The 15208-nt window shown below is 39.2% G+C and carries 16 protein-coding genes and 1 pseudogene; 7 read left to right on the top strand and 10 right to left on the bottom strand.

Annotated elements, in window-relative coordinates; genetic code table 11:
• Window positions 1–147 precede the first annotated feature (147 nt).
• Together ACSHXM_RS17350 and ACSHXM_RS17355 are read right to left on the bottom strand one after the other, a co-directional pair.
• Entirely contained in the window at window positions 148–498 is a 351-nt protein-coding gene (locus ACSHXM_RS17350; RefSeq protein ID WP_435690815.1) for a YacL family protein, read from the bottom strand.
• Window positions 498–1022 carry a YgjP-like metallopeptidase domain-containing protein gene (locus ACSHXM_RS17355; protein ID WP_435690817.1) on the bottom strand — a complete coding sequence of 175 codons (525 nt, stop codon included), beginning with the start codon at window positions 1020–1022 and terminating at the stop codon, window positions 498–500. The genes ACSHXM_RS17350 and ACSHXM_RS17355 overlap by 1 nt, the downstream gene beginning before the upstream one ends.
• Before the next feature lie 167 nt (window positions 1023–1189).
• Here ACSHXM_RS17355 and ACSHXM_RS17360 point away from each other — a divergent pair, with 167 nt between their 5' ends.
• The 6 genes from ACSHXM_RS17360 to ACSHXM_RS17385 are packed head-to-tail and all read left to right on the top strand — an operon-like array spanning window position 1190 to window position 4616.
• Window positions 1190–1522 carry a metalloregulator ArsR/SmtB family transcription factor gene (locus ACSHXM_RS17360; protein ID WP_435690819.1) on the top strand — a complete coding sequence of 111 codons (333 nt, stop codon included), beginning with the start codon at window positions 1190–1192 and terminating at the stop codon, window positions 1520–1522.
• A 12-nt stretch (window positions 1523–1534) separates the two neighbouring features.
• Window positions 1535–2008 (top strand): arsenate reductase ArsC, encoded by a 474-nt coding sequence (locus ACSHXM_RS17365; protein WP_435690821.1) that lies wholly within the window; start codon window positions 1535–1537, stop codon window positions 2006–2008.
• 23 nt (window positions 2009–2031) lie between these two features.
• A complete protein-coding gene (gene arsH, locus ACSHXM_RS17370) occupies window positions 2032–2724 on the top strand; it encodes an arsenical resistance protein ArsH (protein ID WP_435690843.1) in 693 nt (230 codons plus the stop codon).
• A gap of 39 nt (window positions 2725–2763) precedes the next feature.
• Window positions 2764–3789, top strand: a complete 1026-nt coding sequence (gene arsB, locus ACSHXM_RS17375; RefSeq protein WP_435690823.1) for an ACR3 family arsenite efflux transporter — start codon at window positions 2764–2766, stop codon at window positions 3787–3789.
• 22 nt (window positions 3790–3811) lie between these two features.
• Window positions 3812–4096, top strand: a complete 285-nt coding sequence (locus ACSHXM_RS17380; RefSeq protein WP_435690825.1) for a hypothetical protein — start codon at window positions 3812–3814, stop codon at window positions 4094–4096.
• Between the two features lie 28 nt (window positions 4097–4124).
• Window positions 4125–4616 carry a lectin-like protein gene (locus ACSHXM_RS17385; protein WP_435690827.1) on the top strand — a complete coding sequence of 164 codons (492 nt, stop codon included), beginning with the start codon at window positions 4125–4127 and terminating at the stop codon, window positions 4614–4616.
• A gap of 75 nt (window positions 4617–4691) precedes the next feature.
• Here the strand turns inward: ACSHXM_RS17385 and xylA are convergent, their stop codons facing one another.
• Both xylA and xylB read right to left on the bottom strand, forming a co-directional pair.
• Window positions 4692–6011, bottom strand: a complete 1320-nt coding sequence (xylA, locus tag ACSHXM_RS17390) for a xylose isomerase (RefSeq protein ID WP_435690829.1) — start codon at window positions 6009–6011, stop codon at window positions 4692–4694.
• Window positions 6012–6171: 160 nt separating this feature from the next.
• Entirely contained in the window at window positions 6172–7626 is a 1455-nt protein-coding gene (gene xylB, locus ACSHXM_RS17395) for a xylulokinase (protein WP_435690831.1), read from the bottom strand.
• A gap of 193 nt (window positions 7627–7819) precedes the next feature.
• Between xylB and ACSHXM_RS17400 the strand changes: the two genes are divergently transcribed.
• Window positions 7820–9001, top strand: a complete 1182-nt coding sequence (locus ACSHXM_RS17400; RefSeq protein WP_435690833.1) for a XylR family transcriptional regulator — start codon at window positions 7820–7822, stop codon at window positions 8999–9001.
• 9 nt (window positions 9002–9010) lie between these two features.
• On the opposite strand, the gene ACSHXM_RS17405 is transcribed toward ACSHXM_RS17400, so the two are convergent.
• The 6 genes and pseudogenes from ACSHXM_RS17405 to ACSHXM_RS17430 form a co-directional block, all read right to left on the bottom strand.
• Window positions 9011–11662 carry an ATP-binding protein gene (locus tag ACSHXM_RS17405; protein WP_435690835.1) on the bottom strand — a complete coding sequence of 884 codons (2652 nt, stop codon included), beginning with the start codon at window positions 11660–11662 and terminating at the stop codon, window positions 9011–9013.
• Window positions 11663–11721: 59 nt separating this feature from the next.
• Window positions 11722–13014 (bottom strand): ABC transporter substrate-binding protein, encoded by a 1293-nt coding sequence (locus ACSHXM_RS17410; protein ID WP_435690837.1) that lies wholly within the window; start codon window positions 13012–13014, stop codon window positions 11722–11724.
• 114 nt (window positions 13015–13128) lie between these two features.
• A complete protein-coding gene (locus ACSHXM_RS17415; RefSeq protein ID WP_435690845.1) occupies window positions 13129–13530 on the bottom strand; it encodes a DUF4426 domain-containing protein in 402 nt (133 codons plus the stop codon).
• A 28-nt stretch (window positions 13531–13558) separates the two neighbouring features.
• Window positions 13559–14101, bottom strand: a complete 543-nt coding sequence (locus tag ACSHXM_RS17420; RefSeq protein WP_435690839.1) for a YggT family protein — start codon at window positions 14099–14101, stop codon at window positions 13559–13561.
• A 34-nt stretch (window positions 14102–14135) separates the two neighbouring features.
• The gene (gene proC, locus ACSHXM_RS17425) at window positions 14136–14972 is read right to left on the bottom strand and encodes a pyrroline-5-carboxylate reductase (RefSeq protein WP_435690841.1); all 837 of its coding nucleotides are present in this window, start codon (window positions 14970–14972) and stop codon (window positions 14136–14138) included.
• A gap of 46 nt (window positions 14973–15018) precedes the next feature.
• Window positions 15019–15208 (bottom strand): annotated as a pseudogene (locus tag ACSHXM_RS17430) (YggS family pyridoxal phosphate-dependent enzyme); the annotation flags it as partial.

Genomic DNA, 15208 nt, shown 5'->3' on the forward strand with positions numbered 1-15208 from the left:
ACTTTGTTTGTTGGTTAACTGCGCTAATTTGGTGTGATGGAGATCCAAAGTGGCGCAAATTTATTCTAGAGTTTTTGTCGGTATACGGTCTACATGAAAATGTCATCTAACACATGTTGTTCAAACAACATGTGTAACGTGAATCTACTATCGAATAAAATTTTTCCATGCTTGGAGTAATTGTTGGAAGTCGATTAAACCACAGCCTGTTGTTTGGTTAGCATCAAAGTCTTGGCTAAATTCATCATGCTTAGTCTGATTATTGTTTAATGATAATTCGACTTCGTCGTTTTCAAATACTAAATGATATTCTTTTCCCGTCAATTCAAAGCTGGGTATTTTTTTGTTGAGCAGTTGTTCTATTGTGTTCAGCAAGTCATGAATTTTAGCTCTATCTGTACCTAAGTCGTTGCATAACCAGTCACCAAAGGCTTCATACTCTAGGTCACATTTTGCCGTTGGTTGGCCAGTAATGTCAGTTTGAAATTGAAATTCCATTAGGCTTCCTCTGGATAATTAAACACATGTCCTGTTAATTCTAGTTCAGTTAAATAGACTCGCACATCAAATTCAATTTGGTGATAATCCGGCAACATGTGCGTGCACAATTGGTAGAAAGCTTTGTTGTGTTGTTTCTCTTTTAAGTGGGCCAGCTCGTGCACTACTATCATATTTAAAAACGCTTCTGGGGTGTGTTTAAATAAAGTACTCACCCGCAACTCATTTTTACTTTTTAATTTACTACCTTGCACCCGAGACACGTATGAATGTAAGCCAAGGGCATGATTCATCACATGAATTTTAGGATCGTAAATCACCTTACTTAAAGGTTGTGCTTTCTTCATATATTGGTTTTTTAAGGCCATAGTATATTGGCGTAAGTCATTGTCGTTACTCACGTTATGCTTGTGGGGATAACGGGTTCGTAACCAATCACCTAAATTATTATTGTCTATTAATTGTTGAATTTGTTGCTGTAAATGTTCTGGATAGTGAGCTAGGTAGGCAAGTGATTGACTCATGTTTCTATTTTGCTTCTAAAAAATACGTATTGTAAAACCAGCTGAGATTGTACCTTAAATTACGCTAGGTTTCTTTAACATCAAGTTCTTGCACCTATTGACATATGAAATTTCATATATATGATTATCCGCATATATCGATCTATGAGGTTTAATTGGGGATGAGTATGTCACCAGTTTCGTTTTTTAAATGTTTGTCGGATGACACACGTTTGCAATCTTTATTGCTGATAATCACAAAACAAGAGTTATGTGTGTGTGACTTAACTGCTGCCTTGCAGTTGAGCCAGCCAAAGATTTCTCGCCATTTAGCCGAATTGCGTAAATGTGGCTTATTGCAAGATGAGCGCAGAGGAAAGTGGGTGTATTACAAACTTAGTCCAAACTTGCCAGCGTGGGCGATAGACGTGTTAAAAACTACCGCACAAAACAACCCCGATTACATCGCCAATAGTTTATCCCAATTAAATAAATCCGTTTCTTCTGAAACCTGTTGTTAGGAATCTAATATCATGAAAGTTTTATATATTTGTACTCATAATCGATGCCGCAGTATTTTGTCTGAGGCCATCACCAACCATTACGCTAACGGCAAAATTGAAGCGAAAAGTGCCGGTAGTCAACCTGTGGGTGAGGTGCATCCTTTGTCGATTAAATATTTGCAAGAAGCGGGTATTTCAACGGACGGATTAACCAGTCAGTCATGGGATGAGTTTGAAAACTTTGCTCCAGATTTAGTCGTGACTGTATGTGATTCTGCGGCTGGCGAAACTTGCCCTGTATGGTTTGGTAAAAGCTTGAAGGTACATTGGGGGCTTTCAGACCCGTCTAAATTGCAGGGTACGGACGAAGAATTAGCACAAGCCTTTAGAAACACCATGGATTTAATTAAACAACGCGTGGAACAACTTGCTGGATTAGACGTGGATGTTAACGATAAAGCAGCCTTTAAGGCTGCTCTTGAAGCGCTAGGAGCCAGTGCATGAGTCAGGTTAGCGACTTAAGTAACATGCCAAACCTTGAACAAGATCAGTTTAAGCAGACTACGGCTGAAGATTTTGCCAAGACTAGTTCTACTCACAAACCCAAAATTTTGTTGTTGTACGGATCACTAAGAGAGCGTTCATTTAGCCGTTTGGTAGTGGAAGAATCGGCCCGTTTGTTAGAAGCCATGGGCGCAGAAACCAAGATTTTTAATCCAAGTGGTTTGCCGCTGCCAGATGATGAAGACGCCAGTCACCCTAAAGTGGCGGAGCTGCGCGAATTGATGATGTGGTCTGAAGGACAGGTATGGTGTTCGCCAGAGCGTCATGGTTCAATGACAGGCATAATGAAAAGCCAGATAGATTGGGTGCCATTGAGTGTTGGGGCAGTGCGTCCTACTCAGGGTAAAACCTTAGCGGTCATGCAGGTGTGTGGTGGTTCCCAATCATTTAATGCTGTGAACCAGTTACGTGTGTTAGGCCGTTGGATGCGTATGGTGACCATTCCTAATCAATCATCTGTTGCAAAAGCTTTTTTAGAATTTGACGACAACAACCGTATGAAACCTTCGTCTTATTACAATCGAATTGTGGATGTATGTGAAGAGTTGATGCGTTTTACTTTGTTAACTCGGGATAACGCCGATTATTTGGTGGATCGTTACTCAGAGCGAGTTGAGTCGGCAGAAGAGTTGAGCAAACGTGTCAACCAAAAATAACCTGAACTCGGGTTAGTAGATAAGTACTAGGAGAAAATTATGGGATTATTTGAACGTTATTTATCGGTTTGGGTAGGCTTGAGTATTATAGCTGGTGTGGTGTTAGGAAGTTTGATACCTGGTGCTTTTGAAGTGGTGGCAGGGCTTGAATATGCCCACGTGAATATTGTGGTTGCCGTGTTAATTTGGTTGATGGTTTACCCTATGATGATCCAAATTGATTTTTCATCCATTAAAGATGTGGGTAAAAAACCAAAAGGATTGGCCTTAACGCTAGTGGTGAATTGGTTGATTAAACCTTTCACCATGGCCGCGTTAGGTTGGTTGTTTTTTAAAGGATTTTTTGTCGATTGGGTGGATCCACAAACCGCAAACGAATACATAGCTGGCATGATCTTACTTGGCGTTGCTCCTTGTACGGCTATGGTGTTTGTCTGGAGTCAGTTAACCAAAGGTGATCCTAATTACACTTTGGTTCAGGTATCTATTAACGACATCATCATGGTGTTTGCTTTTGCGCCTTTGACTGCATTGTTATTAGGTGTGACAGACATTCAAGTACCATGGGATACCTTGTTGTTGTCGGTGGTTTTGTATGTTGTTTTGCCGTTAGTGGCTGGCGCATTAACACGAAAAGCCCTAGACAAAAAACATGACCAGAGTGGACAGGCCGCTATCGATGGGTTTGTGGGTAAGTTAAAACCTTGGTCTATGATAGGTTTATTAGCCACAGTGGTATTATTATTTGGTTTTCAAGCGCAAAGCATTTTAGATAAGCCTGAAGCTATTGTGATGATAGCTATCCCTTTGATTATTCAAACCTATGGGATTTTTGCTATTGCTTATTTTCTGGCGATTAAGCTTAAGCTTTCACATAAGGTTGCAGCCCCTGCGTGTATGATTGGTACTTCAAACTTTTTTGAATTAGCCGTGGCAGTAGCCATATCTTTATTCGGTTTACATTCTGGAGCGGCATTGGCCACAGTTGTCGGTGTGTTAGTTGAAGTACCTGTAATGTTGTCCCTTGTATATTTTGCTAACCGAACGCGTCATTGGTTTGACTAACCCCTTTTAAGAAGGAGTACACATGAGCACTGAGATTATTATTTATATTTTGATTGGCGTTGTAATTGTTGTCGCTGCTCATGTGTTGTTACATAGGTTACTAAAATTCAAAATGGACGAAAGTGCCATTGTGAAGTTTTTGCAAGGGTTTGAAAACGAAGATAAATATCAAACCAATACGGCTATTTCAACAGCTGTAAATATCTCCATACCCAGAGTCGCAGTTGTGTGTGAAAAAAGTGAACATATAACGCATGCAGCTGAAGATACGCAAACTTGGGCAATAAAAAACGATAAAAAGACTTAAACTACAAATATTTTAAGGAAGATAAAGAATGAATAAGTTAAGGATAAAGCTCACTATTTGTTTAATCGTTTTGTTATCAAAGAGTGTTTTTGCTAATCAAGATAAACAATATCTTATCAGTCACACAGATAAAATTCCTTTTACTAAGGTGGCGCAATATTGTGCCGCCCTGGGCGCAGTGCCAGTTATGATCACAAGTGCGGAAGAAAATGAACTCGTGCGAAAGTTAGCTTTTTCAAAACCTAGGCTTCAATTAAACGACGGTGATCAATTTTGGATAGGGCTAACTGATGCCAAACAAGAAGGCCAGTTTATGTGGCTCGCCAACCAAAAACCTTTGAAGGGGAGTGACTATAATAACTGGGGGAAAACCACTCTAGGCTCTCAGCCAAATAATGTGATGAAAAACGGTGAAGACGAAGATTGTGTAGTGTTGAGAAATAGTAAAGACAATACCAATGGGCCTTGGTATGACATAGGTTGCACTAAACGTATCGCTTTTCCTATTTGTCAGAAGTGATGGTTATTTTCTAATTCAGTATTATAAAAAAAGGCCTCAATCGAGGCCTTTTAAATAGTGTTTAAAAAACGAAGATTAACCGAATAAAACGCGGTTAACTTGGTTTTCTAATAACTCTTGTTTACCACTTTCGTGTTGTGGATTGATTTCACTATCCACAGCGTGTTTAGCTAAAGATTCTAAGCTATGCTCTCCTTTAGCAATAGCTTTACCTAAGTCACCATTCCAATTTCTGTAGCGATTTGCTACTGCGTCACCTAGGAAGTCTTTTTCAACGATAGCTGCAGCCTTTTTCAGGGCTAATGCTAAGTGATCCATGCCACCTATGTGTCCGTGGAACATATCGGCTGGATCGGTTGATTGGCGACGTAGTTTAGTATCAAACATGAAACCACCATTTTCAAAACCACCGGCTTTTAATATGTCGGTCATCACTAGGGTTAATTCTGGTACATCAATTGGGAATTGATCAGTATCCCAGCCATTCTGGGCATCACCACGGTTAGCATCAACTGAGCCGAACAAACCTAATGAAATAGCGGTGGCAATTTCGTGTTGGAAAGAGTGACCAGCAAGTGTTGCGTGGTTAACTTCGATGTTCACTTTAATTTCGTCTTCTAAACCAAACTGCTTTAAGAATCCGTAAACAGTAGCAGTATCGTAGTCATACTGATGTTTTGTTGGCTCTTGAGGCTTAGGCTCAATTAATAATGTGCCTTTAAAGCCAATCTTGTGTTTATGCTCAACCACCATTTGCATAAAGCGACCCATTTGTTCACGTTCTTGGCGTAAGTCTGTATTAAGTAGACTTTCGTAACCTTCACGACCGCCCCACAATACGTAGTTAGACCCGCCTAAACGTTTAGTGGCGTTCATAGCATTAAATACTTGAGTGGCTGCGTAAGCAAATACTTCAGGATTCGGGTTAGTTGATGCTCCAGCCGCGTAACGAGGGTTACTAAATGCGTTGGCAGTTCCCCATAATAACTGTAAACCTGTCTCTTCTTGTTTTTGTTCAAGTACGTCAGTCATTTGTGCAAAGTTGTTTACGTACTCTTTGATGCTGTTGCCTTCTGGAGATACATCAATGTCATGGAAACTATAATAAGGCACACCAATTTTTGAAAAGAATTCAAAAGCTACATCAGCTTTTTGTTTGGCTCTTTCCATTGCATCGCCTGGTTTCAACCATGGACGACCGAAAGTGCCTTGACCAAATACGTCAGCGCCATCCCAGCAGAAGTTATGCCAGTAACAAGCACCAAAACGTAAGTGCTCTTTCATTGTTTTTCCTAGTATTTTTTCATCTGCATTATAGTGATGAAAAGCTAACGGATCGGTTGAATCTGGTCCTGCATATTTAATTTTTTCGATGTTCTTAAAATATTCGGCCATGAGGCTCTCCTGCAATCAATAATAACTATGTAATTTTCGTATCATCTGTTAATTCAAACAGACTCTCAATTATGTTTTCTTGATAAAGAATTGTGCTTTTTATCAAGTGTTACTCATTTTCTTAAATTAAAAAGAAATCGGCTTATTTTTAAAAAAATGATTAAAATAAAGGCGATAGTTGTTTATAAATTTGTTGAAATTTCTTACGTCGTTTAGCGTACATTGCAACGTTTTCGTCATTAGGTTCAAATACCGCTTCTAAATCTGGTTGTGGGCAAATTTGTGCTAATGTTTTGTCTGTGTCTATGGCTATTTGAGCTAACCTTGCGGCACCTAATCCCGGACCAACATCACCACCTTTACGGTAGTTAACAGGGCGCTTAAGTACGTCGGCCAAAAGTTGTCGCCAGTAAATGCTTTTAGCCCCACCACCAATTAGGGTGATTTCATCTGCATCCACTCCAGATGCATGTAAACATTCCACGCCATCTGCAAATGCAAAACTCACACCTTCTAACACACTGTGGGTTAAGGTGGCTTGGTCAGTGGAGTGGGTTAATCCAATAAAACTACCTGTGGCAAATGGGTTGTTGTGGGGAGTACGTTCGCCACTTAAATAGGGCAAGAAAATGGGGGCATTTTCATAATCAATATCAGCTTTGGCTAAGTCTGCTAATAAATCGCCCACTGGTTTTTGGGCAATGGATTCGGCGTACCATTGTAAACAACTTGCCGCACTTAACATCACTGACATTAAGTGCCAAGTATTAGGCAGGGCGTGACAAAAACTATGTACGGCAGATTCTGGGTTGGCTTTAAAACCATCGGTGACGGCAAAATATACGCCTGAAGTACCAAGAGATAACATGGCTTGTCCTGGTTTAACAATGCCAACACCTACAGCACCTGCTGCATTGTCACCACCGCCAGCTACAACAGGAACTGCTTGCATGTTCCAACGAGCGGCGACTTCTGCTGTTAACGTACCGGTAATTTCAGAACCTTCATAAAGCTTAGGCATATTGTCTTCAGACAAATCACATGCGCTTAACAGTTCTGCATGCCATTGACGAGAATTTACATCCAACCACATGGTGCCCGCTGCATCTGACATATCTGATGCAAAATCGCCGGTCATTAAATAACGTAAATAATCTTTGGGAAGCAATACTTTGTCTACTTTAGAAAAATTATCTGCTTCGTGATTTTTAACCCACAATAATTTAGGTGCCGTAAAACCTGGCATCACTATGTTGCCCGTTATGTTTTGCACATTGGGTACCAGTTTTTCTAATGTTTTACATTCCGCTTCACAACGACCGTCGTTCCACAAAATAGCCGGGCGAATGATATTTTGCTGGGTGTCTAATAAGGTCGCACCATGCATTTGGCCTGCTAAACCAATGGCTTTTACCTCAGCTAAGTTATGTTTAGCATGTAAGGTATCCATTGAGGCACAAAAACCTGTCCACCAATCTTGTGGGTTTTGTTCTGACCATAATGGTTGCGGACGGCTCACTTCAAACGAGCTCGAAGCGCTGTCGACTATGTCGCCAGCTTCATTTGTTAACACTATTTTAATACCTGAAGTGCCTAAATCTACGCCTAGAAACATTCAAATTCTCCTAAATAATTTCAATCACTATAGCAAACAGTGCAGGCTATAAAGACCCTAGGAGGTGAAAACGAAATTAAATAACGAAAAAAAGTAAAAAATATCTAGAACATGTTTATAATGATTTGTAACAATAGTGTTGCAATAAAGTAGAAAACGTAACGTTTTTTATTAAGCTTCAGCGGAGTGCTATATGTTCCAAGCAAAACATAGTATTAGTTTGTTATTCAATGCAAATAAAGTGTATGACCGTCAAGTAATTGAAGGAATTGGTCATTATTTACAATCCTCCAAGGTAGATTGGGACATCTACCTTGAAGAAGATGTATTAACTCGTCTAGAAAATATTGAAGAGTGGGGGGGCGATGGCATCATTGCTGATTTTGACGATCCTACTGTTCAAGCTGCGTTGGTCAACGCCAAAGTGCCGGTAATTGGAGTCGGTGGTTCATACTCTAATGTAGAGGAATACCCCAACGTACCGTATGTAGCGACGGATAATTTTGCGGTTGTAAAATGTGCCTATGAACACCTGAAAAAGAAAGGCTTAGAACGTTTTGCTTTTTATGGTTTTCCTGCTGATCAAAATCATAGGTGGGCGGTCGAACGTGAACAAGCCATGATTAAATTATGTAAAGCAGACGGTTACGACTGCTCGATTTATAGAGGTCATCCAACTCGTCCGGAAACATGGCAATACACTATGAATAGAGTAACAGACTGGATTCAAGCATTGCCTAATCCCGTGGGAATTGTGTCTGTGACTGACGCTAGAGCCCGGCATTTATTACAAGCCTGTGACCATATTGGTAAATTGGTACCAGATAATATTTCTATCGTGGGAATCGATGACGATGATATAGCTAGGTATCTAAGCCGTATTAGTTTGAGTTCTGTTACTCAAGGTTGTTTTGATATGGGCTTTCAAGCGGCTAAACTATTGCATCGTCACTTAGACAATAGCGGTTTAAAAAACAAACGTGTATTGGTGCCTCCTTTGGGCGTATCGGAGCGTCAATCTACCGACTTTAAAGCACTTAAAGACCCATTTGTGATCCAAGCTATGCACTACATTCGACAAAATGCTTGCCGTGGGATCAAGGTTGATCAAGTGTTGGATTTTGTTGGGGTGTCTCGTTCAAACCTAGAGCAGCGCTTTAAGGAGGAAAGGGGGCATAGTATTCATGCAGAAATACACAATGAGAAACTGGATAAGGCCAGCAAACTGTTAAAAGAATCTGACGTTTCAACCAATGAAGTAGCGCAAGTTTGTGGCTATCCTTCATTGCAATATATGTATGCGGTATTTAAAAAGCATTACAATCAAACGCCTAGAGAGTTCAGGATTGAACATTCCAATAACGTCAGTGATTAAACTTTTTCTTTAGGTTTGGCTAACGGGGATGTGTTTAGCAAGCAAAGCCTCTAATGTTTTTTGTTTTAGAGGTTTTGTGATGTAATCATTCATGCCTACTTCCGTAGCTTTTGCATAGTCTTCTTTCATAGCGTTGGCTGATAACCCGCAGATGATTAAGTCGTGATGACCTAGTTTTCTGATTTCTTGGGTCGCTTGATATCCATCCATAAGGGGCATTTGAATATCCATCAAAATTAAATCGTAATGTGGGGAGTTACTTATTTTGGTCACTGCTTGGTGACCATCTTCTGCTACGTCAAATGTTACGCCTAGAATCTTGAGCATTTCCCCTGCTACTGCTTGGTTAATCAAATTATCTTCAACCAGTAGCACGTGGCCTTGATATAAAGATTGTTTTTTAGGGCTGTGGTGAATCATATCATCATCAAGATCAGGGACTTCTAAATCAAATAATTGAAGAATGAATTGGGTCACTTGCTGAGGTAAAAATGGATGAGACAAACACTTAATTGGCCAAAGTGCTGATAACTGTTCTGGTAAATTGCTAGGTTGAGAATTAGTGACAAAACCAACTTGTTTGGTTTTAGTCATTAACTGTTCAACTGTGCCATGAAAGGTTTTATATGTCGGTGAACCAGGCACGTCCATAATTATTACATCTTGTTCAGTAATATCATCTACGATGGAAGGAATTTGTTTAATGGGTAAGTGATGGTAATCACAGTCTATTTTTTCAATGTAATGATTGGCCAACAGACCTTTTCGACCTTCGCTGAAGTAATATAATTTGCCTTTAGGTACCTGAACCCTTGGCATAATACTCGTTGCATCGTCACATACTTGTAATCTAAATGATACTTTAAAAGTACTGCCTTTGCCGGGCTCTGATTCCACTGAAACTGAACCATCCATTAAATGCACTAAGTGTTTAACTATGGATAAACCTAAACCTGTACCACCAAAATTACGACTGGTGGAACCATCCGCTTGGGTAAACGAATCAAAGACCTTGTTAGCCTGTTCTGCAGTCATGCCTATGCCAGAGTCAATCACTTCGACCATGAGTGTTTTATATTTAGCTTCGTCTGCTTCGGTAGATGAAATTTTTACTGATACGGCCCCATAAGACGTAAACTTCACGGCATTACTGGTGAGGTTGAGTAGTACCTGAGTAATACGTAAAGGGTCACCCAATAGTTGAGAAGGAATATCGGGTGCTACGTCAAAACACACATTCAGATTTTTTTCCTTGGCTTTTGTGGTGATGTTAGCCAATACATTTGCCAGTACTGAGTTTATTGAAAAATCTACACTTTCAATATCTAATTTTCCTGCCTCTATCTTTGAAAAATCTAATATATCGTTAATCAAACTCAGTAATATTTTTCCTGAATAAGCAACTTTATCTAACTTGTCTCTTTGATAAGTTGTTAATTCTGAACGTAAAACTATGTCTACCATACCGATTATGCCATTCATAGGGGTACGAATTTCATGGCTCATGTTGGCTAAAAACATACTTTTAGAAGCGGTGGCTTGTTCTGCTTCTTTATTAGAAATTAGCAGTTGTTGATTCAATGCTTCTTGCTTGGTGTTCAGTGTTTGTGATTCTTTAAGCAGAACTGTCGTTTGTTTGTTTTTTTCATGGAAGACTGATGCTGCTTGGCTTAATTGGCCAACTTCATCATTTCGATTAAGACCAATTAATGATTCAAGATCTTGACCTTTAGCCAATTTTTGGAAAACATTAGTGATCTTTTTGATTGGCACCATGATGCGATAAACCAAGAATAAAGCTGTTCCCAATGCTAATAAAATACCAAAAGAAGAGAATATATCGCTACTGGTTTGAGTCTTTTCCACTGACTGTTTAACGTTTACATTGGTTTCCGATAAGTTTTCAGTTACCAAGCGGTTAAGCTCTCGAGCTAGAAATAAAAATTCATTTGCTGACCCTGCCATGACTACATTTACCAAGAACAAATACCCTCGAGTAATTTGCGCTAACTGTAAAAAGTTATTTTCAATTTCGGTCAGCTTTTCAAGCTCTGCCTGCATATTGTCATTATTTCCTAAATCTTTTTGTACGACTGATTTGGCATGTTTGAGTTGCTGTTGAAACGAGTCGACTAACTCTTGTTCTGGTGTAGATAGATACTGTAATAAAAAGTTTTGTGCTCTGGCTAAATGGTATTTAGTTTGCTCCATAGCTGATGAAGTGCTTTTTGAATTCTGGGTGTCTAACTCTCCAAACATGGATTCGAGCTCTGCTAACACGCCAATTTTGTATATGTACTGTCGTTTGGTTCGACCTAACACTACGTTACCAAAGTTTTCGTCATACTCTTTTAAGTGTGAGCGCATCCTTGATATATAATCTTGATAGACATGACTGTTTGAATTTTGGTTGGTGAGTTCTTCTAGTTTTTTAAGGTTGTCTTTGTTGTCTTTCATCAGAGAGTTAAAGCGATTGATGGCAGACTCACTTGCAGACTCTTTATAAATAAGAACGTTACGTTGTAAATCAATAACGTCTCTTTCTAATTCTCGTACTAAGTTTACTTTTAACACTGCCACTTGCGTAAGGTCTAAACTATCTTCAAAATTTGAGCGAATACTACGTGATAAAAATACTTGAGATAACAAAAGTATAATCAAGATGATAGAAACCAGTATTATTTGAGCTTTGATCGTTTTAAGCACGTTAGGCCTTTTTGTTAAGAGCTTATAAACTCATACCACTTTTGAACACTGTAATCGTATGTGGGCATTGCTGAATTCCATACTGCCACATTGCTAAAACGTTTTATATAACTTCCTCCAGTACGCACTTCGCCTTTTTTCACGGATGTTTTACCATCAGTACCTTTCAAGTCTACTGGGGCCGGTTTTCCTTGGTACCAATAGTCCCATTCATCTTTTTGCATGTATTTAGCTGAGCGTTCTGGATTAGAAATATAATAACCTTGTTTAGCAATGAATGCGCCAGGCCATCCGGATAACCACCAATTCATATATTCATAGGCTGCGTCCTTATTACGACCTTTTGAAGCCGCAGATAAACACATAACACCATGCCATCCTCTATAACCTTCCTTAGGCGCAGCGTAAGTTACTGGAATACCTTTACCATTTAAGGTCGCTACAGCAGGAGAAAACATGCTCTCAATAACAACGCGACCAGTTCGCATAAAATCGACAGATTCAGGTACTGAATTCCAAAAGCCACTAAAATGGTTTTGGTTTTTGAGCACAATTAAGATTTTGAATAGTTGATCTATCTCCGTTTTAGTCAAGTTACCTATGTCTGTAAAATGAGCTAAACCTTGTGCTTGCGCCGCAAGGGCAAGATCAAATATGCCAATAGTTGGGGCGTTAACAATACCTACTTTTCCAGAGTATTTAGGATCAAGTAGCCAACCCCAACTTTCAGTAATGTAAGGTGTGCCTTTCGCGATGACGTTTGTGTTGTAACCAAATGAATCAACATTATGCACATAGGGTAAAAAGCTAAGCTGATCAGTATGCTCTACTCCTAAGCGACCATTTTTTTGAATATGTAATATTTTATAGGGAGCATCACCCGCGCCAAATTTGGCTTCTGAACTGATCTGCCCTGTTTTACAAAGTGGGTTGATTTCGTCCCAATAAGTGAGCCTTTTTTTATCAATAGGCTGTATTGAGCCAGAAGCCCACAAAGGACGAATACTATTTGACCACTGTTCATATAAATCAAATGCTTGTGGATTCACTGAGGCTTTTTGTAATACCGCAGCACTTCCTTTTGCTTCATATATAAGATCTAAGCCGAGGTCATCCATAGCTCTGCGTTTTAACTCTTGTTGCAAAGTGACATGCGTCCCAAGGACTTTTAACTGAGTTCGTTTTTTTGCAAATACATATGGAGCTTTAACTATGGCTGCGGCACCGACAACGGTTTTGCCAATAGATTTTAAAGCCGCTCTTCTATTTAGATTAAGAAGGGACTTATTTGAGGGCTTGTCTTCCATTGAAACGCCAGCAACTTATTTCTGGATTGATACAAGTGACAATAGAACAATATTATTTTTAGCGCAATTAAACTGTTTCGATATTAGACTAAGGTTGTATGTTTTTAGGTGTTTCTATTCTGCGTAAAACTTATGCTGAAACTTTAATGTTTTTTCAATTTCACCGTCGTTTATATTGACCGAAATACGGTATTGTTCTTGGTCACTAAAAGGTAAAACAGCCAAATAATAAATTGCTTTACCTTCTTGAACTTCCTTGAAAGAGAGTTTTTTAACTACTCCAAGTAAATTCTTTGCTGTGCCTGAAAGCGCAACTGATTGGGCTGATTTGTCTTTTTTGTCTAGTACTGAGATGTTAATGACACCATTAAATTTACTGCGCACAATGCCATATTGTTTAGCTACAGCAGGTGTTAAAAAAGTGCTGGTAAAAGCAATGTAGTGTACATCCCAGTTGGCTAAACTGATTTTTTGTTCCGCTCTAACTTGGCTAGCCGTTAATAGACTAGCGACCATTAAACCAACATAAACGACATACTTTTGTTTAGAAAATACCAAAAAGATCACCTAATAATTTCTGAATAAATAATAGTAATAAAATTACCACCATAACCGACAAATCTAAGCCTCCCATATCAGGCATTCTGCGACGAATGGGCGCTAACATAGGTTCGGTTAGTTGAGCTAATACTAATTCCATTGGGTTGCGACCTTGGCTAACCCAACTCATGATAGCCCGAAGTATCAGCACATACATAATTAAGGTAAGCGATTCTTTAATAACAATAATGCCAGAAACAATCACTAATGATAATGGATCTACTCCCACTCCTTGAACCACTAAATTCACAATGACTAATTTTAATGCTGCCACTAATAGCGCTAATACTAACGTCGCTGTGTCTAATCGTCCTATTGACGGCAGAATTCTGCGCATAGGAGCGATTAGTGGGTGAGTTGCTTTTACCACAAACTGGCTAAAAGGATTATAAAAGTCGGCACGTGAAAATTGTAACCACAAGCGCAACAATACAACCATAAGGTATAGGTCAAAGAGTGTGCTAATTAAAAAATGTACTGAGCTCATAAATTATCTTTTCCTAAATTATTGAATGGAGGCACTAAAATTGTTTTGCCATTTCTTCAGCGCGATTAACCGCGGCTTGCATTGCGTTAGCAACAACGGTTTCTAAGTTTTGCTGCTGAAACGATTCTATTGCTTTGGCTGTTGTGCCTCCTTTAGATGTAACTTGGGTTCGTAGCTCGCTTAATTCAAGGTTTGGATTGTGACAAACCATTTCAGCAGCACCTAACATGGATTGCTGCACCAACAAGCGCGATGTATTTTTATCAAAGCCTAAATTTTCTGCTTCTTTTTGCATTGCTTCTAAAAACAAGAAGAAATAAGCAGGGCTGCTGCCTGCCGCTGCAATTACCGCATCTATCATAGATTCTTTTTCAACCCAGGCAATTTCACCTACTTGTGCCATTAAATCACCGGCAAAAGTTTTATCTTCTAAATCAATAGAGTCATCGGCAAATAGTCCTGTCATGCCTTTACCTAAAGCGCTTGGCGTATTTGGCATTGTCCTGATCATTTGCACACTTTCTGGCGAAGATTGGCCACTTAACATTTGTTGTAACCTACTTGTAGGAATACCTGCGGCAATTGAGATAAATAATTTATTACTCAAATCCACATGAGATGCTAATTTGAAACACACTTGCTCCATTAATTGAGGTTTGACGGCTAAAACCATTACATCTGCATGTTCAGTAACTTGATTATTGTCTTGGGTAATTTGAATTCCATAACTTTGTTTTAATGATTCAAGTTTACCTTCACTGGGATTACTCGCCATGATTAAATTTGCTGGATAACCATGGGAAATAAGTCCACTGATGATACTACGAGTCATATTACCCGCACCAATAAAGCCAATTTTTCTGTGTTGCATATACCTATAACCTAAAGTGAATTTTCAAAGTTGAATTTCTAATTTGTTAAATTGTGGAGTTTCGTTTGCCAAAAATACCTGTGCCTATTCTGACCATAGTACTTCCGCAAGTAATAGCCTCGTGCATATCGCCAGACATACCCATAGATAATGTATCCACACTAGAGTATTGGTGTTGAAGTTGTAACAGCAAGCTAGCCATTTTATCAAAACTAGCGATTTGTAATGACTTTTCT

Origin of the sequence: Paraglaciecola sp. (assembly GCF_051252315.1) — a bacterium.
Classification (GTDB): Bacteria; Pseudomonadota; Gammaproteobacteria; order Enterobacterales; family Alteromonadaceae; genus Paraglaciecola.